Origin of the sequence: Candidatus Marimicrobium litorale (assembly GCF_026262645.1) — a bacterium.
GTDB lineage: Bacteria > Pseudomonadota > Gammaproteobacteria > Pseudomonadales > Halieaceae > Marimicrobium > Marimicrobium litorale.
In genome coordinates, this window is sequence record NZ_SHNO01000001.1 from 2745577 (window position 1) to 2768526 (window position 22950).

24 protein-coding genes are annotated in these 22950 nt (G+C 55.3%); 18 read left to right on the plus strand and 6 right to left on the minus strand.

What is annotated here, in order from left to right:
* Nucleotides 1–5 precede the first annotated feature (5 nt).
* Nucleotides 6–2003, minus strand: a complete 1998-nt coding sequence (tkt, locus tag EYC82_RS12355; RefSeq protein ID WP_279249841.1) for a transketolase — start codon at nucleotides 2001–2003, stop codon at nucleotides 6–8.
* A gap of 225 nt (nucleotides 2004–2228) precedes the next feature.
* Here tkt and EYC82_RS12360 point away from each other — a divergent pair, with 225 nt between their 5' ends.
* The 6 genes from EYC82_RS12360 (at nucleotide 2229) to EYC82_RS12385 (ending at nucleotide 8989) form a co-directional block, all read left to right on the plus strand.
* Nucleotides 2229–3212 (plus strand): ArsR/SmtB family transcription factor, encoded by a 984-nt coding sequence (locus EYC82_RS12360; RefSeq protein ID WP_279249842.1) that lies wholly within the window; start codon nucleotides 2229–2231, stop codon nucleotides 3210–3212.
* A gap of 26 nt (nucleotides 3213–3238) precedes the next feature.
* The gene (gene metK, locus EYC82_RS12365; protein WP_279249843.1) at nucleotides 3239–4402 is read left to right on the plus strand and encodes a methionine adenosyltransferase; all 1164 of its coding nucleotides are present in this window, start codon (nucleotides 3239–3241) and stop codon (nucleotides 4400–4402) included.
* Nucleotides 4403–4508: 106 nt separating this feature from the next.
* Nucleotides 4509–5900: an adenosylhomocysteinase gene (gene ahcY, locus EYC82_RS12370; RefSeq protein WP_279249844.1), complete on the plus strand. Its 1392-nt coding sequence runs from the start codon at nucleotides 4509–4511 to the stop codon at nucleotides 5898–5900.
* A gap of 10 nt (nucleotides 5901–5910) precedes the next feature.
* Nucleotides 5911–6762: a methylenetetrahydrofolate reductase [NAD(P)H] gene (metF, locus tag EYC82_RS12375; protein WP_279249845.1), complete on the plus strand. Its 852-nt coding sequence runs from the start codon at nucleotides 5911–5913 to the stop codon at nucleotides 6760–6762.
* A gap of 85 nt (nucleotides 6763–6847) precedes the next feature.
* On the plus strand, nucleotides 6848–7975 hold the full coding sequence (locus tag EYC82_RS12380) for a hypothetical protein (RefSeq protein WP_279249846.1): 1128 nt from the start codon (nucleotides 6848–6850) through the stop codon (nucleotides 7973–7975).
* Between the two features lie 276 nt (nucleotides 7976–8251).
* The gene (locus EYC82_RS12385; RefSeq protein WP_279249847.1) at nucleotides 8252–8989 is read left to right on the plus strand and encodes a 16S rRNA (uracil(1498)-N(3))-methyltransferase; all 738 of its coding nucleotides are present in this window, start codon (nucleotides 8252–8254) and stop codon (nucleotides 8987–8989) included.
* A 7-nt stretch (nucleotides 8990–8996) separates the two neighbouring features.
* Here the strand turns inward: EYC82_RS12385 and EYC82_RS12390 are convergent, their stop codons facing one another.
* Nucleotides 8997–10247 carry an alpha/beta hydrolase fold domain-containing protein gene (locus EYC82_RS12390; protein WP_279249848.1) on the minus strand — a complete coding sequence of 417 codons (1251 nt, stop codon included), beginning with the start codon at nucleotides 10245–10247 and terminating at the stop codon, nucleotides 8997–8999.
* Between the two features lie 190 nt (nucleotides 10248–10437).
* Between EYC82_RS12390 and gshB the strand changes: the two genes are divergently transcribed.
* From gshB to ruvX, 4 genes are read left to right on the plus strand one after another with little or no spacing between them, the layout of a single operon-like run.
* On the plus strand, nucleotides 10438–11394 hold the full coding sequence (gene gshB / locus EYC82_RS12395; protein ID WP_279249849.1) for a glutathione synthase: 957 nt from the start codon (nucleotides 10438–10440) through the stop codon (nucleotides 11392–11394).
* A 7-nt stretch (nucleotides 11395–11401) separates the two neighbouring features.
* A complete protein-coding gene (locus EYC82_RS12400; protein ID WP_279249850.1) occupies nucleotides 11402–12259 on the plus strand; it encodes an energy transducer TonB in 858 nt (285 codons plus the stop codon).
* Between the two features lie 26 nt (nucleotides 12260–12285).
* Nucleotides 12286–12876: a YqgE/AlgH family protein gene (locus tag EYC82_RS12405; protein ID WP_279249851.1), complete on the plus strand. Its 591-nt coding sequence runs from the start codon at nucleotides 12286–12288 to the stop codon at nucleotides 12874–12876.
* Nucleotides 12877–12902: 26 nt separating this feature from the next.
* Nucleotides 12903–13337, plus strand: a complete 435-nt coding sequence (gene ruvX, locus EYC82_RS12410; RefSeq protein WP_279249852.1) for a Holliday junction resolvase RuvX — start codon at nucleotides 12903–12905, stop codon at nucleotides 13335–13337.
* A gap of 9 nt (nucleotides 13338–13346) precedes the next feature.
* Here ruvX and EYC82_RS12415 read toward each other — a convergent pair whose 3' ends face one another.
* Together EYC82_RS12415 and EYC82_RS12420 are read right to left on the minus strand one after the other, a co-directional pair.
* On the minus strand, nucleotides 13347–14486 hold the full coding sequence (locus EYC82_RS12415; protein WP_279249853.1) for a PilT/PilU family type 4a pilus ATPase: 1140 nt from the start codon (nucleotides 14484–14486) through the stop codon (nucleotides 13347–13349).
* A 41-nt stretch (nucleotides 14487–14527) separates the two neighbouring features.
* Nucleotides 14528–15562 (minus strand): type IV pilus twitching motility protein PilT, encoded by a 1035-nt coding sequence (locus EYC82_RS12420; protein ID WP_279249854.1) that lies wholly within the window; start codon nucleotides 15560–15562, stop codon nucleotides 14528–14530.
* Nucleotides 15563–15691: 129 nt separating this feature from the next.
* On the opposite strand from EYC82_RS12420, the gene EYC82_RS12425 reads away from it, so the two are divergent.
* Genes EYC82_RS12425 through hemW form a run of 8 tightly spaced genes read left to right on the plus strand, consistent with a single transcriptional unit; the run spans nucleotide 15692 to nucleotide 21799 of the window.
* Nucleotides 15692–16384 (plus strand): YggS family pyridoxal phosphate-dependent enzyme, encoded by a 693-nt coding sequence (locus EYC82_RS12425; protein ID WP_279249855.1) that lies wholly within the window; start codon nucleotides 15692–15694, stop codon nucleotides 16382–16384.
* 54 nt (nucleotides 16385–16438) lie between these two features.
* Nucleotides 16439–17275: a pyrroline-5-carboxylate reductase gene (gene proC, locus EYC82_RS12430; RefSeq protein WP_279249856.1), complete on the plus strand. Its 837-nt coding sequence runs from the start codon at nucleotides 16439–16441 to the stop codon at nucleotides 17273–17275.
* A gap of 7 nt (nucleotides 17276–17282) precedes the next feature.
* On the plus strand, nucleotides 17283–17867 hold the full coding sequence (locus EYC82_RS12435; protein WP_279249857.1) for a YggT family protein: 585 nt from the start codon (nucleotides 17283–17285) through the stop codon (nucleotides 17865–17867).
* A gap of 8 nt (nucleotides 17868–17875) precedes the next feature.
* A complete protein-coding gene (gene metX / locus EYC82_RS12440; RefSeq protein WP_279249858.1) occupies nucleotides 17876–19024 on the plus strand; it encodes a homoserine O-succinyltransferase MetX in 1149 nt (382 codons plus the stop codon).
* Nucleotides 19024–19614 (plus strand): methionine biosynthesis protein MetW, encoded by a 591-nt coding sequence (gene metW / locus EYC82_RS12445; RefSeq protein ID WP_279249859.1) that lies wholly within the window; start codon nucleotides 19024–19026, stop codon nucleotides 19612–19614. The genes metX and metW overlap by 1 nt, the downstream gene beginning before the upstream one ends.
* Before the next feature lie 10 nt (nucleotides 19615–19624).
* Nucleotides 19625–20062, plus strand: a complete 438-nt coding sequence (locus tag EYC82_RS12450) for a DUF4426 domain-containing protein (protein WP_279249860.1) — start codon at nucleotides 19625–19627, stop codon at nucleotides 20060–20062.
* Nucleotides 20052–20666, plus strand: coding sequence for an RdgB/HAM1 family non-canonical purine NTP pyrophosphatase (gene rdgB, locus EYC82_RS12455; protein WP_279249861.1), 615 nt, complete (start codon nucleotides 20052–20054; stop codon nucleotides 20664–20666). The genes EYC82_RS12450 and rdgB overlap by 11 nt, the downstream gene beginning before the upstream one ends.
* Nucleotides 20666–21799, plus strand: a complete 1134-nt coding sequence (hemW, locus tag EYC82_RS12460; RefSeq protein ID WP_279249862.1) for a radical SAM family heme chaperone HemW — start codon at nucleotides 20666–20668, stop codon at nucleotides 21797–21799. Before rdgB ends, hemW begins: the two co-directional genes overlap by 1 nt.
* Nucleotides 21800–21820: 21 nt before the next feature.
* On the opposite strand, the gene trmB is transcribed toward hemW, so the two are convergent.
* Together trmB and EYC82_RS12470 are read right to left on the minus strand one after the other, a co-directional pair.
* A complete protein-coding gene (trmB, locus tag EYC82_RS12465; protein WP_279249863.1) occupies nucleotides 21821–22507 on the minus strand; it encodes a tRNA (guanosine(46)-N7)-methyltransferase TrmB in 687 nt (228 codons plus the stop codon).
* Nucleotides 22508–22525: 18 nt separating this feature from the next.
* Nucleotides 22526–22903, minus strand: a complete 378-nt coding sequence (locus EYC82_RS12470; protein ID WP_279249864.1) for a DUF423 domain-containing protein — start codon at nucleotides 22901–22903, stop codon at nucleotides 22526–22528.
* Between the last annotated feature and the right edge of the window lie 47 nt (nucleotides 22904–22950).

The window sequence follows — 22950 nt, forward strand, 5'->3', positions numbered from 1 at the left end:
ATGTCCTACAAAAGGTCTTCAACGACGGCAACCACGTTCTCAGGGGTAAACCCGAAGTGACGCATCAACTCGCCGCCGGGTGCAGATTCGCCAAAGGTGGTCATGCCCACAACGCGCCCGTCCAGGCCCACGTATTTGTACCAAAAATCTGCATGCAACGCCTCTACAGCAACCCTGGGCAGCACGTCACTGGGCAACACCGATTCCCGATAGGCCGCATCCTGCTGCTCAAACAGCTCTGCGCAGGGCATGGAAACAACGCGAGCCTGCTTGCCGTTCGCTGTTAACTGGTCAGAGGCATCCATCGCCAACTGAACCTCGGACCCGGTCGCTATCAGAAGAACGTCAGGGGCACCAATACAATCGCGCAGGACATAGGCGCCTTTGCTAATATCCGCCAGCTGCCGCGCATCACGCGACTGATGGGGCAGGCCCTGGCGAGAGAATACCAGGGCCGCCGGGCCGTCACGACGCTCGATAGCTGATTTCCAAGCCACAGCAGATTCCACCGCGTCACAAGGGCGCCAGGTATGCAGATTGGGAGTGGCGCGCAGGCTAGACAGCTGCTCTACCGCTTGGTGGGTAGGGCCATCTTCACCCAGGCCAATGGAGTCATGGGTGAAAACGAATATCGACTGTTGCCGCATCAATGCCGCCATGCGCACCGCATTGCGGGCGTACTCCATAAAGATCAGGAAGGTCGCGCCGTAATTAATGAAACCACCGTGCAGCGCGAGCCCGTTCATCATCGCCGCCATGCCGAACTCGCGCACCCCGTAGTAGATGTAGTTACCATCCGCATCGTCCGCGGAAATACCCTTTGAGCCGCTCCACAGGGTCAGGTTGGAACCTGCCAAGTCGGCGGAACCGCCGACCAATTCGGGCAATAGTGGTCCATAGGCATTCAGGCAGTTCTGGGAGGCCTTACGCGAGGCAAGCGTGACGCCCTCATCCTGACATTGCGCAATATACGCGTCGGCCTGTTCGGCAAAGTCCTGCGGCAACTCACCGGCCAGTCGCCGCTGTAATTCTTTCGCCAGTTCCGGGTGGGCCTTGGAGTAGCCCGCCATGACACTGTTCCATTCCGTCTCGTTGGTAGACCCGCGCTGACGCGCATCCCAGCCAGCGTAAATCTCCTCGGGCACATCAAATGGCGCATGCTCCCAGCCCAATGCCTCACGGGTGGCTGCCACCTCGTCTTCACCCAGGGCTGCACCGTGCACTGATCCGGTACCCTCCTTGTTCGGCGACCCCTTACCAATAACGGTTTTACAGCAGACCAGCACTGGTTTGTCGCCAACACCACGAGCTTTTTTGATAGCGCGGCCAATGGCCTCCGGGTCATGGCCGTCGACTGACTCAATCACGTCCCAGCCATAGGCTCGAAAGCGCGACGGTGTATCGTCGGTGAACCAGCCCTGCACCTCCCCATCAATCGAAATGCCATTGTCGTCGTAAAAGGCAATCAGGTTACCCAGACCCAGTGTGCCCGCGAGGGAGCAAACCTCGTGTGAAATACCCTCCATCAGACAGCCGTCACCAAGAAACACGTACGTATTGTGATCAATGATCTGATACCCGGGCCGATTGAACTTCGCCGCCAGCACTTTTTCTGCCAAGGCCATGCCCACGGCATTGGCCAGCCCCTGTCCAAGGGGTCCGGTGGTGGTCTCCACGCCCGGCGTGTAGCCCACTTCGGGGTGACCGGGTGTTTTGCTGTGCAACTGACGGAAGTTTTTTAATTCCTCGATGGGCAGGTCATACCCCGTCAGGTGCAAAAGGGAATAAATCAACATAGAGCCGTGCCCGTTGGACAGCACGAAACGATCGCGGTTGGCCCAGGCTGGATTGGCCGGGTTGTGCCGCATAAAGTCATTCCAGAGGACTTCGGCGATATCCGCCATCCCCATAGGTGCGCCGGGATGGCCGCTATTGGCGCGCTGGACAGCGTCCATGCTCAGGGCACGTATGGCGTTGGCGAGTCTGGCGCGATGAGACGGCATTGAATTCTCCAGGACGGATGGGGCGTGCCCCAGAAATTGGACGCCATTCTCGCGTAAGCGAGCGACAACGGCAACAAGCGGGCGGATATTTGCATACGCCAGCGGTTTCCAGAGATGTGACCGAGATCACACCTGTATATCAAAATATTTTGATATAGGTTCCGGGGCCTGCTAGACTCGCCGGCCATGTCGATTACTCATAGCGCAAATTTGGTGACAGAACCGGTGACTGAGACAGCTGATCCGTCGCAGACAGGCGCACACCTTGTCGCTCTCACCAATCTCTGTAAGGCCAGCGCCGATACGCTGAGGTTGCTCGTACTACGCGTGTTGCGCACTGATTCTTTCGGCGTTTCCGAGTTGTGCGCTATTTTTGACATTCGTCAACCGGCACTCAGTCACCACCTCAAGGTATTGGCCAACGCAGGCCTGGTCGCGGCCAGGCGTGAAGCAAACTCCATCTTCTACCGACGCAGTGAGCTGGGACAGAACACTCACCTTGAAGCGCTGCAGAATAGCCTCTTCGATACCGTTGACAAGATCGACCTGCCGCCAGATATCGAGGGTCGCCTCGCAGGGTTGCAGCGCCAGCGCGAAGAAAACTCCGCCAATTTTTTTCGAGACAATGCCCACAAGTTCCATGAACAGCAGGATCTGATTGCCAGCTATCACCAGTACGCCGACGTAGTACTTCAAGTCCTCAAGGACACGCCTCTCAAGCAACACAGTACTGCCGTGGAGGTCGGCCCGGGAGACGGGTCATTCCTGCTGGAGCTGGCCCCCCTGTTCGACCGGGTGGTAGCGCTGGACAACGCGCCGGGTATGTTGGAGAGAGCCCGAGGAAAAACAAGCGCTGCCGGACTCAACAATATCGAATTCATTCTGGACGACACGCGCAGCTCAAACCTAAAAAAGTTTCAGGCAGATTGTGTGGTGATGAATATGGTTCTGCACCACACTCCTGATCCCGGTGACGTACTGCAGGACGTGGCTTCTTGCCTGGCACCGGGAGGCGTGGTGCTGGTAACCGATTTGTGCAACCACGACCAGGGCTGGGCGCGCGAGAACTGCGGCGACCTGTGGCTGGGCCTCGACCCGCAGAACCTTGCGCAGTGGGCCGCAGAAGCAGGTCTCGAAGAGCTGGCCGGCATCTACCTGGCGCAGCGCAATGGTTTTAAAGTACAGGTGCGACTATTTGGTCGAGCCTGATTAATTTCAGCAATAAGGATAACACTATGAGCGAGTACAACATCTTCACCTCTGAATCCGTCTCCGAGGGGCATCCGGATAAAATGGCGGACGCCATCTCCGATACCGTCCTCGACTTCATTATCAAGGACGACCCCAACGCCCGGGTTGCCGTCGAGACCATGGTAAAGACCGGCATGACGATTGTTGCCGGCGAGGTAACCACCTCCACCCCGATGGATGACCTGGAAGATGCCATACGCGACACCATCAACGAAATCGGCTACAACAACTCAGACGTAGGCTTTGACGGCCACAACTGTGCGGTACTGAACGCAATAGGCAAGCAGTCCGTCGATATCTCTATAGGTGTGACGGAGGGCGAAGGTGCACACCTCGAGCAGGGCGCAGGCGACCAGGGTCTTATGTTTGGGTATGCGACCAACGAGACCGATATCTTAATGCCTGCTCCAATCCACTACTCCCATCGGCTTGTAGAAAAGCAGGCGGAGCTGCGCAAGAATGGCACTCTGCCCTGGTTGCGGCCCGACGCGAAGAGTCAGGTCACCCTGCGGTACGACAACGGCAAGCCCGCTGCCATTGACGCGGTTGTGCTGTCTACACAGCACGATCCCGATATCAGCCAGCCCGATCTGTACGAAGCCATTCTGGAACACGTGATCAAGCCTGTACTGCCTGCCGAATGGTTGCACAGTGAGACGCTGTATCACATTAATCCCACGGGCAACTTTGTCATCGGTGGACCCGTAGGCGACTGCGGCCTGACCGGTCGCAAGATCATCGTTGATACCTACGGCGGCATGGCTCGCCACGGTGGTGGCGCGTTCTCGGGGAAAGATCCCTCAAAGGTTGACCGCTCCGCGGCCTATGCCGGGCGCTACGTGGCCAAGAATATTGTTGCCGCAGGTCTCGCAGACCGCTGTGAGATTCAGGTGTCCTACGCTATCGGTGTCGCAGAGCCCACCTCTATCTCCATCGATACCTTCGGTACTGGTAAGCTCGGCGACGACAAGATTGAAGAACTGGTGCGCGAGCACTTCGACCTGCGTCCCAAGGGTCTGATCGCCATGTTAGATCTGAAACGCCCGATTTATAAAAAGACTGCGGCTTACGGTCACTTTGGCCGCGACGACGCAGATTTTACCTGGGAGAAAACCGACAAAGCAGATGCCCTGAAAGCGGCACTCTAATATAACGCGGGAAGGGAAAAACCGTTACAGGTTACTCCCAACCTGACCAAAGAAACTTAAACGGGTCCAAAAGAGGGCCCTGACGTTAAAAAGGAAGGAAGCAGTTATGACGAGCGCAGAAAAAATTACCGCGAACGAAGACTACAAGGTAGCCGATATTTCATTAGCCGAATGGGGCCGCCGAGAACTGGAAATCGCTGAAAGCGAAATGCCGGCATTGATGGCTATGCGTGCCAAATACTCCGACAGCAAGCCACTGGCTGGAGCGAAAATCCTTGGCTGTATTCACATGACGATACAGACCGGTGTACTGATCGAAACACTGGTTGAGCTGGGCGCCGATGTGCGCTGGTCTTCATGTAACATTTTCTCTACTCAGGACCACGCTGCAGCGGCCGTCGCCGCTGCGGGCGTACCCGTTTTCGCCTGGAAAGGCGAGACCGAGGAGGAATACGACTGGTGTATCGAACAGACCATAATCAAAAATGGTAAGCCTTGGGATGCCAACATGATCCTGGACGATGGTGGTGACTTGACGGCTATGCTGCACGACAAGTACCCCGCAATGCTGGATATCATCCACGGGATTACCGAGGAGACAACAACCGGCGTCCATCGTCTGCAGGAGATGCTCGAGCACGGCACACTGAAAGTGCCTGCGATCAATGTAAACGACTCGATTACTAAATCCAAGAACGACAACAAATATGGCTGTCGTCACAGCCTCAACGACGCGATCAAGCGCGGCACAGACCACCTGCTGTCCGGCAAAAAAGCTCTGGTTATCGGCTACGGTGATGTTGGCAAAGGATCATCACAGTCTTTGCGCCAAGAAGGAATGATCGTGAAAATCGCCGAGATCGACCCGATCTGTGCCATGCAAGCTTGCATGGACGGCTTCGAAGTCGTCTCCGCCTATAACAATGGCATCAATGACGGCACCGCGGCATCCGTCAACCACGATCTGTTGCAGAATACAGACCTTGTGGTCACCACCACGGGTAACTATAACGTGTGTGATGAACATATGCTTCAGGCACTCAAGTCCGGCGCTGTGGTCTGCAACATCGGCCACTTCGACAACGAAATAGACACGGCTTTCATGCGTCGCACCTGGGACTGGGAAGAAGTTAAACCGCAGGTGCACAAGGTCTATCGTGACAGGGCTAACAATGACTTTCTGCTTCTTCTATCCGAGGGTCGACTGGTAAACCTGGGTAACGCGACAGGCCACCCTTCGCGCATCATGGATGGCTCCTTCGCTAATCAGGTACTGGCACAGATCTATTTGTTCGAGCGTCAGTTCGCTAACCTCGAGCCCGAGATGAAGCCCGACGCGCTTTCGGTTGAAGTACTACCAAAGACGCTGGACGAAGAAGTAGCGGCTCACATGATCGGTGGTTTCGGCGCAGTGCTCACTAAGCTGACGCCCGAGCAAGCCGACTACATCAAAGTGAGCCCGGACGGGCCGTTTAAGCCTGACAGCTACAAGTACTAAGGCGAAAACAATGTCCGACATAAAGCAGCGAATCAGCTGCGAGTTCTTCCCGCCTAAAACCGAGGCGGGTATCGCGAAACTGCTCGCAGACGTTACGCCTGTGCTGAATGCCCTGGGGCCCGAATTTTTTTCGGTGACCTACGGGGCTGGAGGCAGTACCCGAGACAGCACCATGGGTGTGGTATCGGCTATTCGGGATCTTGGAATAGATGTAGCGCCTCATCTGAGTTTTGGTGGTGACGACGAAAATGCTGTGGCTGACTTGCTGGAAGCCTATCGGGCCAAGGGTGTGAAACGCCTTGTCGCCCTTCGCGGCGATATTCCATCAGGCACTGGCGGCAAGGCGCAGTCTGTCTACGCCAACGAACTGGTAGCATTTATCCGCAAAACCACGGGAGATCATTTCAACATCGAGGTGGCCGCCTACCCCGAGATCCATCCTGAGTCGAAAAGCTACGACAGCGATATCCACTTCCTTAAAGCGAAATTTGATGCGGGTGCCAACAGCGCGATCACACAGTATTTCTATACCGTGGAAGCATACTTTTATTTTCTCGATCAATGCGCGGCGGCGGGTATAGACAAACCGATATACGCCGGCATTATGCCGATCACCAATTTCGCAAACCTGAAGCGATTCTCAACCAACTGCGGTGCCGAAATTCCTCGCTGGATCTGCCAGCGCATGGATGCCTACGGTGACGATCAGGAGAGTATCGGTAAATTCGGCCTCGAGGTGGTCACCCAGTTGTGCCAAACACTGTTAGACAGCGGCGCTCCTGGCATTCATTTCTACACTATGAACCAGGTCGAGCCGACCAGGCAGCTATTCCAACATCTCGGCCTGACTCAATCCTCTTGAAGATGCCACGCTGATAAGCGCGCTGGGATTTAAAACTCTCCGGCGCGTATACTAGCGTGCGACGAACACCGGATTCGCAGTGATCATGAAGAATTTCCTGTCCGACATTTTCAGGCGGACTCGCAGAATCGACCAGCCAAAAAAGACGCTCTATCTCCATATAGGAATGGGAAAGACCGGCACAACAGCTCTGCAGCTATTCTTTGCCGACAATCGCCATGCCCTGGAACAGCAAGGCATCCTTTATCCAAAACTGGGGGAAGTCTCCAGCGCCCATCACAAACTATCACCTCACGTACCTCGCTTTTTGGAACAGACCTGGAACTTCATGAGCGCAAGCGACTGGGCGCCCCAGGTGGCTAACACGCGTTGCCAGTGCATACTGCTGTCATCTGAACTGATTAGTCGCACAAGCCCCGAAAAAGTAGGGCCTTTTTGCGATTCGGTGCGAGCATTATTCGATCTTAAAGTAGTGATATATGTTCGCCGCCAGGATGACATCGTTATGGCGAGCTATAACCAGCACATCAAATCGGGAATGCAAAAAAGACCGCTTCTCAATATTTATCAGGACATGATTCCCAAGTTTGACTACGAAGCACTCCTATCTCCATGGGAAGAATCCGTCGGGGCCGACAGCATTATCGTGAGGCCTTACGAACACGGTCAATTTTTCGATGGGGATTTACGCAAGGATTTCCTCAAAAATGTTCTTGGCGTAGAAATAGGCGATCGCTTCAGGTTTGACAGCACCAACCCCAATCCAGGCCTTTCAAAAGTGACCGGGGAATACCTCCGTATGATTAATAACGTTGTCGAGGACGAAGTTCGAAAAAAACGTTTCCTGGATCTATTGCTAGATCTCGCCTTGCATCCGCGTAACGATCTAGAATGGGACCAGGACAAAGAGGCGTACCTGCCTGCGGATAAAAGGCTGGAAATTATCGAAAAATGCCATAAAAGCAACGCCGCTGTTGCCTGTAAGTACCTGCAGCGGGATGACGGCCACCTGTTCCATAACGCCGCGCCCGAAATGAATCAGCCATGGCACGGCAATCAGCTATCCACACAAACGGTCGCGTCACTATCTCGCTACCTTGCGGAACAAGATCCAGGGCTGATGCGCTGGCTGGCGAATCATGTTCCGCAATACTGCGACGATGAAAAGTACGCTGTCAAATCGGCGGCCCGATTTCTGGCTGCTGCATTGTAGGCGCTTCCACACAGAGTGGCGTGAGACCAATAGGCGCGCAGGAATTTCCGAAACCACGGTCATACCCCTCGTTGACGCAGACCATAACGGCGAATGTCACTTTTGGCACACCGGTATCGAATGGCGCGCAGAACTATCCAGCAGTATCTATCGAGAGACTGTGAAGTGGATTATCCTTGACCGTCAGCCAGGCCCTGTCATAAACCGCACCGTCCCGAGGTGCCTGCAACCCAGCCGGACATACCGCGTCCGTCAGTCGGAGGAAGATAACCAAACATGCGCATACCGAGAATATATACGGAGCAGTCACTTGCCAGCGATGCCCATGTGACACTGGAAAAGCGGCCGAGCCATCATCTGGCAAATGTGCTGCGGCTGGGTATCGACGATACGATCACACTTTTTAACGGCCGGGGCGCGGAATATTCCGGTGTGATAACAGCATTAGGCAAAAAAGCCGTTTCTGTCGAAACGGGCGAAAAACAGCAGAACACTTGCGAATCGCCGCTTGCCATACATCTCGGAGTCGCCATTTCCCGCGGCGAACGCATGGACTGGGTCATACAAAAGGCTACCGAACTCGGCGTTGCTGCCGTGTCACCATTACTCAGCGAGCGTGTTGAGGTGAAGCTGAGTAGTGATCGAGCGGAAAAAAAATTACGCCACTGGGAAGAGATCGCTATAAGCGCCTGTGAACAGTGCGGCCGCAATACGCTTCCTTTCCTGTCTCCACCACAGACTATAAAAGACTGGCTGGCCAATACTGAGGCGGCGCGTAAGTTCGTTCTTCACCATAAGGCAAGTCAGAGGCGGGAGGGAAAAGACGCACCATCATCTATCGCTTTACTGATAGGGCCGGAGGGGGGGCTTAGCGCTACGGAAATTGAGCAGGCAGAGAATAACGGTTACGTGGCTTTAAGCCTTGGCCCGCGCGTATTGCGCACGGAGACAGCACCCCTTGCAGCAATTGCTATTCTGCAAAGCAAATGGGGTGACATGAAGCCCCACGCATAGGGTCAGCCTATTCTGGACTCAGCCAACGCGCGTGCGACCACTCCAGAAAATCGGCTACACCATTTACCGTGTGTTCTGTGCGTACGGAATGAAAAATCTCGAACGCGTGCTGCGCGCCGGGCAACTCAGCGTAAACGACCGATTCACGGGTCGCCGCCTTTAAAGCCGAAACAAATGCGCGCGCCTCCTCCACCCAGACCAAGCTGTCGTGGGTGCCCTGTATGACAAACATAGGGGGGGCCTCGTCCGAGACATGGCTGATCGGCGAAGCGGCTTCCCAAGCCTCCCGTTTCTCTGTTGGCGTGCACTGCATCACCTTGTCTGATAGCAGGCTCTCCATGGACATTCCCGAGCGTATATTATTACGATCTAGAAAATCGTAAACACCGTAAATCGGCACGGCGGCCTGCACCGTTGTATCAATATCTTCAAACCCGGGCTGCCACTCGCGGCGATTGGGTGTCAGCGACGCCAGTGAACTGAGATGGCCTCCGGCGGAACCACCCGTAATGGCGATAAAATCAGGATTACCGCCATACTCATGAATATTCTGGCGTATCCAGGCAATCGCTTTTTTTACATCGATAATATGATCGGGGAAAACGGCCTTGGGGCTGAGGCGATAGTTGATCGCCACACAAATCCAACCCCGCTGGGCCATGTGATACATGAGCGGTTTACCTTGCTGCTCTTTTTCACCGATGATCCAGGCCCCGCCATGCACCTGCAACAACACGGGAAATCCGCCCTCTCTTTCTTCCTGCGGCTGGTAAATATCCAGTAAGTTGCGCTTGCCCGCGTCCCCGTAAGCAATGTTGTTATGTTCCTGCACGCCGGAGCGAGAAAAATGGAACGGCCGCAGCCAGTTGCTGGACGAGATAGTGTCACTCAGATGCTGTCGTCGCTCTTGCGGTATGTCCTGCCGGTAGTCCTCACCGAGGCCTTTGCCCAGTGCGGGGCGCAGTCGTCCGGCAGTATCCAGCGCTTGGCAATGCAGGTACACCATGCCCAACCAACTCGCGGCAAAAACCCACAGGCCAGTCTGCACCAGTGGATCTGACAGACCGCCAAAAAATGCAACTACCGCTGTCAACGCTACCTGCCAGATAATATGAAGGAGTGCCAATTCGCCACACAACCAGGCGCAAAGAAAGTAAACAGGCGTCAGGTAGAAAATTTTGCGTGCCTGCACGATAGCGGCAAAGGTACTGAATGCGCTAAACAGCGCCAAAAAAAGATATATGCCTGCCAGGCTCACGGTGTCCTCCTACGCGGGTGATGTTTAAGGGCGACTATTCTATGCTAATTTTTACCGTCCCGGCACCCGCCAAACACGGTAAGCGGCAAAGGCCAGCAGGCGTAGGCTGAGTAGCCGCCGCCTCGGACACTTGCGCCAAAGACGGCCATTGCGTAAGTTAGCAAGCCTTCAGGGCAGCAGAGGTTACCCGATGACAGTCAAACTGGGTGTGGTGATGGATCCCATCGCCGACATTACCTATACGAAAGACACCACCATGGCCATGCTCTGGGCCGCTCAATCGCGCGACTGGGAACTGTTCTACATGGAGCAGGGCGACCTGTATCTAGAAGACGGCGTCGCGCGGGCAAGCATGGCACCGCTAAACGTGTTTCATGATCCTGATCACTGGTTTGAACTGGGCGATAGTGCGCCGGTCGAGCTCGCAGAGCTTGACGTTATCCTGATGCGCAAGGATCCGCCCTTCGACAACGAGTATATTTACAGTACCTATGTTCTGGAAGCGGCCGAGAGAACAGGCACTCTCATTGTGAACCGATGCCAAAGTCTGCGGGACTGTAACGAGAAAGTCTTTGCTACCCAATTTCCCCAGTGCTGCCCACCGGTGCTGGTCAGTGCAAGTATGCCTCGCCTGCGGGATTTTCATGCGCGGTACCGGGATGTGATCTTCAAACCGCTTGACGGCATGGGTGGCAGCGCCATTTTCCGGGTAAAACCCGAAGACCCAAACGTCAGCGTGATACTGGAGACGCTTACCGCCTACGGTCGGCATACCATCATGGCGCAGGAATTTATTCCCGAGATCAGCGAGGGTGATAAACGCATTCTGATGATCAATGGGAAGCCCGTACCTTACTGTCTGGCGCGGGTCCCACTTGCCGGCGAAACACGCGGCAACCTGGCGGCGGGCGGGTCTGGCCGCGCTCAACCCCTCTCCGAGCGGGATGCCTGGATTGCTGCGCAGGTGGGTCCTGAACTGCAAGACAGGGGACTGTTATTCGTCGGACTCGACATCATTGGTGACTATCTCACCGAAATTAACGTCACCAGCCCCACCTGTATTAGGGAAATTGACGCCGCTTACGATCTGGACATTGGCGGCCAACTGATGGATTGTATTGTGGAGAAATTAGAAGCAAGGGGCTAACAGGTAGGTGTATTACCTGGATACCGCAGATACCGGGGGTACCCGGTTCAAAAATGCCGTCGTCGTCGCATTGCTGCTGCACGCAGCCATAGTCATGGGCGTCACCTTCAAACCCAATAACGTTCGCGAGTATGCGCCCCAGATCGAAGTTACCCTCACCTCCATGCCCGCGCAGGCCACCCCTGATGATGCAAAACTTATCGCGCAATCGAATCAGGACGGCCAGGGCCAAGAGGCGCATCGGGAGCAATTCACCAGCCCCGGAGAAAGCGCGGGCAACATACAGGTTCAAGCACTAGAGCGGGTTGCACGGGAGGCTCAGGAAGCACGGCAAAACCCCATTTCCACAGCTAACCTATCGCGACGTAAAATTGACAGTACAGAGGCAAAGCCGCGCCGTTCTCGCAGCGAGACGAGTAGTGGCAGTCAGGAACTGGATCGACTTGCACAGGAGATTGCCAGCCTTGAAGCGGAACTCTCCGAAAAAAATCCGTCCCATAAAGACAACTCAAGGGTCAGGCGACTGTCTGCCGCATCTGCCAAACAATCTGTCGATGCCGCCTACCTACTCGACTGGCGTCGTCGACTGGAAGCCGTAGGTAACCAATACTACCCAACCGCCTCCGTTCGCTATGGTATCTACGGCGACCTTCGCATGTTAGTCGTGATACGCGCCGACGGTAGCCTTGAAGAAATCCGTGTATTGTCTTCATCTGGCTACGCGGTGCTTGATGAGGCTGCAATCAAACTCGTACGCATGGCATCACCTTTTGCACCCTTTCCGCCCGAGTTAAAAGCCACCACGGATAAACTCGAGATCGTCCGTACATGGCATTTTCAAGAAAATCAGCTAAGCTCTCCCTAGTGCCTTTTAATTTCGAGACGACAGCAATGGCTGCAGCACTTTCGGTCAGCACCTCAAAAAGCGGCGACTGCCTGCGGGATCACTTCCTGCTTGCAATGCCGTGCCTGTCTGAGGGTATTTTTTCACAAAGCATCACCTACATCTGCGAGCATGGTGAAGCCGGTGCAATGGGTATTGTTATCAATCGACCCCTTGATCTATCCGTCGATGAAATTTTCGAGCACTTACAGATTACCACCCTGAGGGACTACTCTACCGAGCCGGTGATGGCGGGCGGCCCGGTACAGATGGATCATGGGTTTGTATTACACCGTTACTGCGAAGATGCTTGGGAGGCCAGCCTTAACGTCACCAATGAAGTCACGCTGACCACGTCACGCGATATCCTGCGCGCGATTGCCAACGACGAGGGCCCATCGGAACACCTCATTGCACTGGGCTACGCGGGATGGGCCGCGGGCCAACTGGAGCAGGAGTTGGCGGAAAACAGCTGGCTCACCTTGCCGGGTAACAGCGACATCATTTTTTCAACACCAGTAGACCATCGCATGGAGGCCGCCGCGGCCCTGTTGGGCGTCGATATGAACCTGATTTCCGGCCAGGCCGGCCACGCCTGATCATCTCTCCGCTTTCGTGCAACCCAGTGAATAATCCAAATCGCAACGTCATCAGCTTTGATTTTGGTTTGCGTAATATCGGTGTCGCGGTCGGTAACCGCCGGCTCGGCACAACCCAGCCACTGGCAGTGCTAAAAGCCCGCGATGGCCAGCCGGACTGGCGGGCACTAACAAGTCTTGTGTCGGAGTGGCAGCCCGAGCGCCTGGTGGTGGGTGAGCCCCTGCATATGGATGGCAGCGACAGCGAGCTTAGCCAGCTAGCGAACAAGTTTGCGCGGCGCCTGCATGGCAGGTTGGGTCTGCCGGTAGACATGATCGATGAGCGCCTGAGTAGTGCCGAGGCCAAGTCGATCAGTCGCGAACAGGGACATCGGGGCGACTACAGCGCCAACCCGGTAGACAGTTTAGCGGCCGAGTTGATTCTCAAGTCGTGGCTGGAGCGCGCGAGGGGAGAGGCGTAAGCCCATCGACTAACGACCGAGAAAGCGGCCTTCGTCTTCCTGCTCTTCGAAGGAAATATCGAGCGTATCTCCGGTACCGAAATCTCCGCGGTCCAGCATCTTGATTTTCAATCTTACATCGTTGGCCGAATCAGCATAGTACAACGCGTCCTCTTTGGTAATCAATTTGTCCTTGTATGCTTTGACCAGAGACTGATCGAGGGTTTGCATACCGTGCTCCGTAGATTTGGCCATCAGGTCCTTGATGAGATGCACCTCTCCCTTGCGGATATAATCACTGATCAACGGGGTATTTAACAGAATCTCTATCACGGGCACACGGCCTTTACCGTCCTTGTGTGGTAGCAATTGTTGCGCAATCATTGCCTTGAGGTTCAAAGATAGATCCATCCAGACCTGGTCATGCATATCCGCAGGAAAAAAGCTCTGTATCCTGTCGAGCGCCTGGTTCGCATTGTTTGCGTGCAAGGTACAAAGACACAGGTGGCCAGTTTCAGCAAAGGTCAATGCCTGCTGCATGGTCTCCGCCGTTCGCACCTCACCGATCAGTATCACATCCGGCGCCTGACGCAGCGTATTCTTCAGAGCCACCTGATAGGACTCCGTATCCATCCCCACCTCGCGTTGCGTAATAAGGCAGCCCGCGTGCTCATGAATGAATTCGATAGGATCCTCGATGGTAATAATATGGCCTCGGCTATTATGGTTACGGTGTCCCACCATTGATGCCAGAGATGTCGATTTACCAGTACCCGTCGCACCCACGAAAATGATCAGGCCGCGCTGGGTCATGGATAGCTCTTTAATAATTGGTGGCAGACCTAAACCATCAATTGTCGGAATCTCGTCTTGTATACGGCGCACAACCAAGCCGCTCTGCCCTCGCTGCACAAAAGCGCTGGCCCTGAAACGACCGCAGTTCTGGGTCGTTATGGCATAGTTGGCCTCGCGATGCCGAACAAAGTCTTCCTCTTGCTCAGGCAGCATGGAGGACAGAATTACCTCACGCGCTTCCTCCTCGCTGAGCGCAGTACCACTAATAGGAAATATCTGTCCATCGACTTTGATGCTCGGCGGCGCGTCTGCTGTAATAAAACCATCCGAAGCACCTTCCTTCACGATCCTTTCGAGTAATTCCTCAATCTTCATGTCGTCCTTCCTCTGCGGCAACCCTGCGTCTTTTGCGGACTCTAAAAATTCTCCGGATTTCTGGCTTTTTCTCGGGCCACTTCGCGCGTAATCAAGCGTTTGGCGACCATGTCCTCGAGGCACTGATCCATAGTCTGCATACCCATGGCCTGTCCGGTCTGTATAGCCGAGTACATCTGAGCTACCTTGTCTTCCCGTATCAGGTTACGAATAGCAGACGTTCCGCGCATAATCTCATGCGCGGCGATACGGCCACCGGTACTGCGCTTTAGAAGCGTCTGGGAAACAACCGCCTGCAGCGATTCAGACAACATGGAACGTACCATATCTTTTTCTGAGGCGGGGAACACGTCGATCACTCGGTCGATCGTCTTCGCCGCAGAAGTCGTATGCAGCGTACCGAAAACAAGATGGCCAGTTTCAGCGGCCGTCAGAGCCAGACGAATAGTTTCGAGGTCACGCAGTTCGCCCACCAGAATGATGTCCGGATCTTCTCGCAGTGCCGAGCGCAGCGCTTCAGAAAAGCCCAGGGTATCGCGGTGAACCTCACGTTGGTTGACCAGACATTTTTTACTCTCGTGTACGAATTCGATAGGGTCCTCAATGGTCAGGATGTGTTCATATTTATTGTCGTTGATATAGTCGACCATCGCTGCCAGCGTCGTCGACTTACCGGATCCGGTGGGGCCAGTGACTAGAACCAGGCCCCGGGGCATCATCGATATATCGCGGAAAACCTGACCCATACCCAGATCTTCCATAGTGAGAACCTTACTGGGAATGGTACGAAATACGCCCGCAGCTCCGCGATTCTGATTAAATGCGTTCACTCTAAAACGGGCAAGCCCCGGCACCTCGAAGGAGAAGTCAGTTTCAAGGAACTCTTCGTAGTCCTTGCGCTGCTTGTCATTCATAATGTCGTAGATCAGTTCATGAACCTGCTTGTGCTCCATGGGCGGCAGGTTGATGCGACGAATATCACCATCCACACGAATCATTGGTGGGAGGCCTCCGGACAGGTGCAAATCGGAAGCGCCCTGCTTTGCAGTAAAGGCCAATAGTTCCGTTATATCCATTCCTTCCGCACTCCCCATTTGACGCCAGGATGGCGCAACCCAACCGCCAACTAACCCACGTATTTTGCCGGCTCGCGGTGCTTTGTTATTGTCGTGTACCGAAGCTGGGAATCAGCTAAGATTCGCCCCATGGACAAACAACAGCTCTCCCACAATATCGCGCAACTACTCTCAAGAGTAAGGCGCAGCGCAGAAAAAAGCCAGTTCAGCAATAGTGATATTCTTGTGGTTGCGGTGAGCAAAACGAGACCTGCCTCACACATACGATGGGCACATGAAAGCGGGCTTTCTCACTTCGGCGAAAACTACTTGCAGGAAGCGCTGTCAAAGATCGACGAGCTAAAGGATCTGCCTTTGTGCTGGCATTTCATCGGACCCATCCAGTCCAATAAAACAATCTCCATAGCGGCGCACTTCGACTGGGTGCACAGTGTCGATCGCGACAAGATTGCCCGGCGACTCAGTGATCAACGGTCGCCACATAAATCGCCGTTACAAGTCTGCCTGCAGGTCAACGTATCCGGCGAGCACAGCAAGTCTGGAGTGACACTGGCAGCGCTTCCTGATCTGGCCAAGACAGTGCTGGCGCTGCCCGGCCTCACTCTGAGAGGCCTGATGGCGATTCCCGCAGCCGGGTCAGACGAAAAGCAGCAGCGTCAGGATTTTGCGGCGATGCGCGCCGCACTGTCCGAGCTACAGGCACTGGCACCCGGTCTGGATACCCTCTCAATGGGCATGTCCGCTGATCTGGAGGCCGCTATTGCCGAAGGGGCCACGCTGGTAAGGGTGGGCACCGCCCTTTTCGGGCCGCGTAATAGATGATTTTGGGCCGTCGCGGCGTGTATACTGGCAAATTGTTTTGAATCTCGCGCGCTTATGAACAACAGTCGTTTGCAGCAGTACCACATCGCATTTGTCGGCGGCGGCAACATGGCTGCCAGTATTATTGGCGGCCTGCTGGAGAGCGGCCAAACGGCCAGCTGCATCAGTGCTGCCGACCCCATGCCGGATAGCCTGGCGCGCCTGCGCGATATCGGCCCGATCGAGGTATACAAGGACAACGCGGAGGCTGTGACGCATGCGGATGTCATCATCATGGCAGTCAAGCCCCAGGTTATGGCAGAAGCGACAGAAAGCATTGCCGATGCGGTCAAAAAAAACAGTGCACTGGTTATTTCCATCGCCGCAGGAATCACGGTCGAACAAATACAGTCTCGACTCGACCCTGGTGCCGCTATCGTCAGATGCATGCCAAACACCCCCGCCCTGCTGCGATCCGGGGCCAGCGGCCTGTTCGCCAATGCGCAGTGCTCTGAGCAACAACGCGACTTTGCACAAACTATATTGTCGGCAGTGGGGATCACCTGCTGGGTTGATACCGAGAACGAACTGGACGCCATCACCGCTCTCTCTGGCAGCGGGCCCGCTTATTTTTTCCTGTTCATGGAAGCTATGATCACCGCGGGCAAAGAGCAGGGTCTTGAGAAGGAAGTGGCTACACGCCTCGCTGTGCAAACTGCTCTTGGCGCCGCGCGCATGGCGCTCGAAAGCGACGTCGATCTTGCGGAGTTGCGCCGCCGAGTGACCAGCCCCGGCGGCACGACCGAACGCGCCATCCAGAGTTTCGAACGAGACGAATTGCAACATACAGTCGCCAGAGCCATGCAGGCCGCCGCGGAGCGCGCCGTGGAGATGGCGCGGGAAATGGGCTAGACAACATATGACTGCGCTAACTGATATCTTTGTTTACCTCGTCTACGTGTTTTTCGGGCTGTACCTGATGGTCATGCTGTTGCGTTTTTTACTGCAACTGACTCGCGCTGATTTCTACAACCCAATCAGCCAGACACTGGTTAAATTGACCAATCCACTTGTTATACCGCTGCGCCGCATCGTGCCTGGCTATGGCGGAATTGACCTGGCTTCACTGCTATTGGCGCTAATCCTGCAAATGCTGATGATCGCCCTGCTGGTTGCACTGCAGACGGGCGCACTGCTGCCAGTGCTGCCCCTGATAATGGCCAGCCTGATCGGCCTGGCGGCCTATCTGGTAAAAATATACTTCTTCGCTATATTAGCCATGATCATACTGAGCTGGATCGCACAGGGAGGCAACAATCCAGCACTGCGGCTGCTGTTCCAGTTGACTGAGCCGGTGATGGCGCCTTTTCGTAAGGTGCTACCCCCCATGGGTGGGTTGGATCTGTCGCCCATTTTCGTCTTTATCCTGATCAATATCATACAGATTGCTCTAGGGCATTTGGCAGGCTCTCTCGGTGTTGCCGGCCTTGTCCCCTGGTTATAGTGGCCGGTATGGAATCTGCCAAGCTGAACCAGTCTATCGGTATCGTCACGCCGCAGGTTGCGCGCTTTGATGAGCCCCTGGCACTGACCTGTGGCCGCGAGCTCCCCGCCTATGAACTCATTTACGAAACCTACGGCGCGCTCAACAAGGCTCACAGCAATGCGGTGCTGGTCTGCCATGCCCTGAGCGGAAACCACCACGCGGCCGGCTTTCACAGTACTGAGGATCGCAAGCCGGGTTGGTGGGATGAGTGCATAGGCCCCGGTAAACCCATAGACACCAATCGCTTTTTCGTGGTCAGCCTGAACAACCTTGGCGGCTGCCACGGTTCCACCGGACCCAGCTCAACCAATCCGGAAACCGGCAAACCATGGGGGTCCAACTTCCCCCCAATGCGCGCACGCGACTGGGTGCACAGCCAGGCCCGACTGGCTCAGCGCCTGGAGATCGATTGCTGGGCAGCTGTTATCGGAGGCAGTCTGGGCGGCATGCAGGCCATGCGCTGGTCCCTTGAATTTCCGGATCGCATCAAGCACTGCATCGTCATTGCTGCGGCGCTTAAATTGAGCGCTCAGAACCTCGCATTTAATGAAGTAGCCCGCCAGGCTATCGAGTCTGACCCCGAATTTTTCTCCGGCAGCTATCAGGATCATGCAAAAGTTCCGAGTAGGGGCCTCGCCCTGGCGCGGATGATCGGTCATATTACCTACTTGTCAGACGACGCCATGGCCAACAAGTTTGGCCGTGACCTGCGCTCGGGTAGTCTCATCCCGGGCGAGGAAACGACGCCCGAGTTTCAGGTACAGAGCTACCTGCGCCATCAAGGCAGCCGCTTTTCCGGCTCCTTCGACGCCAACACCTATATCCTCATGACACGGGCGCTGGATTATTTCGACCTTGCGCTGGAACATGGCAACGATCCAGTGGCAGCCTTCCGGCAGGCCAAGTGTAGCTTTCTTGTTATGTCGTTCTCCACCGACTGGCGGTTTTCGCCAGAGCGTTCTCGAGAAATCGTCAATGCATTGGTCGAGGCTGGCAGACCCGTGAGCTATACCGAAATCGACGCAAATGAGGGTCACGACGCTTTCCTGCTCCCGATTCCTCGCTACATGGATATCTTCAGTGCCTATATGCGGCGAGTGGGGGAACAGGACTGATGCGCACAGACCTCACTCATATACAGCGGTGGATCGCCTCCGGCTCGAGGGTGCTCGACCTGGGCTGCGGCGATGGCGAGTTTCTCAAAAACCTGAGAGCCCAGCGACAGGTGCGTGGCACCGGTCTAGAAATTGACCAATCGTATATTACTGCCGCCATCGCCAAAGGTATCGATGTCGTGGAGCAGGATATGGATGGGGGTCTGCACAACTTCCCCGACCAGAGTTACGACACCGTGGTGTTGGCACTGGCTCTGCAAGCTGTCAGGCACCCCGACCAGGTTCTCGCAGAAATGTTGCGGATCGGACGCGAGGGCATTGTGACCTTCCCAAACTTTGGCCACTGGCGGTCCCGCCTTATGCTCGGATTAAATGGCCGCATGCCAGTATCGAGCTTTATGCCCCACACCTGGTACAACACGCCTAACATTCACTACTGTACCGTGAAAGATTTCGAAGCCCTTTGCCAACAAAAAGGCATTCGCATACTGGAGCGTGACGTTGTCGGTAACACCAATCGAACCCCGATGCTCTCTAATCGGTGGCCCAATTTGTTCGCGACCACCGCAATTTATCGAATTACGCTGTGAGGAGCACATGATGTCGATTATTCGCACTGCATTAATCAGCCTGCTGGTACTGTCAGCCCCGGCGCTCGGTCAGCAATCAGAAAAGTTTGGCGACTTCGAGCTCCACTACAGCGTAGTCAACACCACATTCCTCAGTCCGGAGATCGCTAAGCTTTATGGCATTACGCGCGGAAAGCAGCGTGCGATTCTCAACCTGGCTCTGCGCAAGCCCAGCGCGGGAACTCTTGGCACCGGGCAGGCCATGCAACTGCGTGCCGAGGTTCGCGACCTGATGCAGACACAGCAGGCACTGGAGTTCAAAGAGATACGTGAGGGCGATGCGATTTACTATATCGCGGAATTTCGCTTCATTAACGAGGAATGGCGCTTCTTCGATCTGAATTTCCGACCCGCGGGCACAGACAAGACCTACAGCTTTGACTTCAAATGGCAACTCTATGTCGAGTGACGGTGCACGCGCTTCGGCAGACACTGTTGTTCTGGCCAGCGGTAATGCGGGCAAGCTCCGTGAGTTTGAAGACATCCTCAAGCCCCTCGGTCTCGCCCTGCAGCCACAGGCGAAGTTTGATGTTCCCGATGTTGAGGAAAATGGTCTGAGCTTCGTCGAGAATGCATTGATCAAAGCGCGGGCAGCAAGTCAGCACAGCGGACTACCAACGATTGCGGATGATTCCGGGCTTGAGGTAGACATCCTCAAGGGTGCCCCGGGCATTCACTCCGCACGCTTTTCAGGTAAGGGTGACGAGGCCAACAACGCCCTGCTGCTGGAGCGACTTGACGGCGTTCCAGACTCAAAGCGCAGCGCCCGGTTCCAGTGTGTCGTAGTCTATCTGCGACATGAACTGGATCCAACGCCCTTGATTTGTCAGGGTACCTGGGAAGGTTTTATCCGGCTGAGGCCTTCCGGTGCTAACGGTTTTGGTTATGACCCGTTATTCCAGGTGCCGACACATAACTGCAGTTCAGCCGAGCTGACCAGGGAAGTAAAAAATCGTATCAGCCACCGGGCGCAAGCCAGTGCGCTCCTCTCTGAAGCACTCCGCAGGTCCTGATGCCGGTGCCACCGCTGGGCCTTTACATCCACCTGCCCTGGTGCGAGCGCAAATGCCCCTACTGTGACTTCAATTCTCACGAACTCTCGGAACGACCCGAGAGGGCGTATGTCGATACTCTGTTGCGGGATCTGGACAATGACCTTTCCCTCGCCAAAGACCGGATCGTAGATACGGTGTTCATTGGTGGAGGAACACCCAGCCTGTTTCAGGTGTCGGCTATCGATACCCTGTTGCGCGGCATTAAAAACAGCGTAACCCTCTCCGTCGATGCAGAGATAACCCTGGAGGCAAACCCTGGTAGCGCAGAGGCCGACAAATTTATCGGCCTGAAAGAAGCGGGAATCAACCGGCTGTCCATAGGAGTACAGAGCTTTGCAGACGCGCAGTTAAACGCTCTCGGCCGGGTTCACGACCGGGAGCAAGCGCTCCGGGCCATTGCGCTCGCGAGGCAGGCCGGCTTCGATAATTTCAACCTTGATCTCATGCACGGTCTGCCGGGACAATCTCTGCAGGGCGCGACCGAGGACTTGAAACAGGCGATTAGCACGGGTGCGCCCCACATTTCCTGGTACCAATTGACTATCGAACCCAACACGATTTTCTACAAGCAGACACCGCGGTTGCCGACCGAAGACTCGCTGGCGAGCATTCAGCAGGCAGGGGAACAGCGGCTGAACAGAGAAAACTATGCGCAGTATGAAGTCTCGGCTTACAGCAAAGAAGGCTTCCAGTGTCGCCATAACCGCAACTACTGGACCTTCGGTGATTATCTCGGTATCGGCGCTGGTGCTCACGGCAAAGTCACATCATCTGACGGACGCATCGTGCGCCGCGCGAAGCGCCGCCAGCCTGCAGACTATATGGCCGCAATCGACGCTGCGTTTGTCTCAAGCACCCGCGTGTTAAATAACAGTGAAGTCATTGGGGAGTTCATGTTGAATGCACTGCGCCTGAACGAGGGTTTTTCTCTGTCACTGTTCGCGGACCGGACCGGACTGGACTGCGCCACGGTGGAGCCTCGTATTGCCTCGTTATGTGAGCGTGGTTTGCTCTTGCAGCAAGGTGCTCACGTGGCGACGACAGAGCTGGGACGACGCTTCCTTGATACTGTTGTGGCAGAGTTTTTCTAGATTCGCAGCACGTCGCAGGCATCACGTGCGGATAAACAGCAAATCCCAGACGCCATGGCCGAGACGTTCTCCGCGTTTTTCGAACTTGGTTAAGGGTCGGTCGTCGGGCCGCGGCGAGAAGCAGCCCGCACCAAATGAATTGGTAAGGGACGTCTCGGCGCCTAGTACGTTCATCATTTGCTCTGCGTAGTTCTCCCAGTCCGTGGCGATGTGCAGAGTCCCACCTTTTTTAAGCTTTTTCACCAACAGGCTGACAAATGGCGCCTGCACCAGGCGACGCTTTTGATGCCGTTTTTTGTGCCAGGGATCGGGGAAAAATATTTGCACGGTGTCGAGAGACGCATCCGCAATACAGTCGCGCAGAATTTCTACCGCATCGTGGCAATAGACCCGGACATTGTCCGCACCGGTATTTTCCAGACCGTGAAATAGCTTACCGATACCAGGCCGGTGTACCTCTATGCCAATAAAATTGGTCTCTGGCCGCGCCTCTGCCATTTCCACCAGGGAGTGGCCCATACCAAAGCCGATCTCAAGTACCCTGTGCCCGGGCCGACCGAAGGCCGCGTCAATATCCAACGAGCCCTCATCGTACTCCAAACCCCACCGTGGCCAGTTGTCCTCCAGAGCACGCTTTTGCACAGGCGTCATACGCCCCACTCGCAGCACGTAACTGCGAATGCCTCGCTTTTTTACAGGGTCTTGCAACGTATCTACACCGGCCGGTCAGACCAGCAACTTCCAGCCGGTTGCCGCCAGACAGGCCCAGCCAGCGATGAATGCCAATCCTCCTACGGGGGTAATGGCTCCCAGCCAGCGGACACCGGTGACACTCAACAGATAGAGGCTACCTGAAAAAATCAGTATGCCGATAACAAACAGCCAACCACTGCTTTTCAGCATCACAGTCTGGGGCTGGCTGAGTGCAATTACACCCACTGCCAGCAAGGCCAGGCTGTGATTGAAGTGGTACTGGGCAGCCGTCTCGAAAACACCCAAGGCATACTCATCGAGCCTGCTTTTCAGCGCATGGGCGCCGAATGCACCCAGCATCACCGCAAGCATGCCACTCAGTGAACCCAGGGTAATGAATAATTTCGCCATTGTTGAAGTGTAACCGAGAGGCGGCCAGGCCGCCTACTAGAGGATGA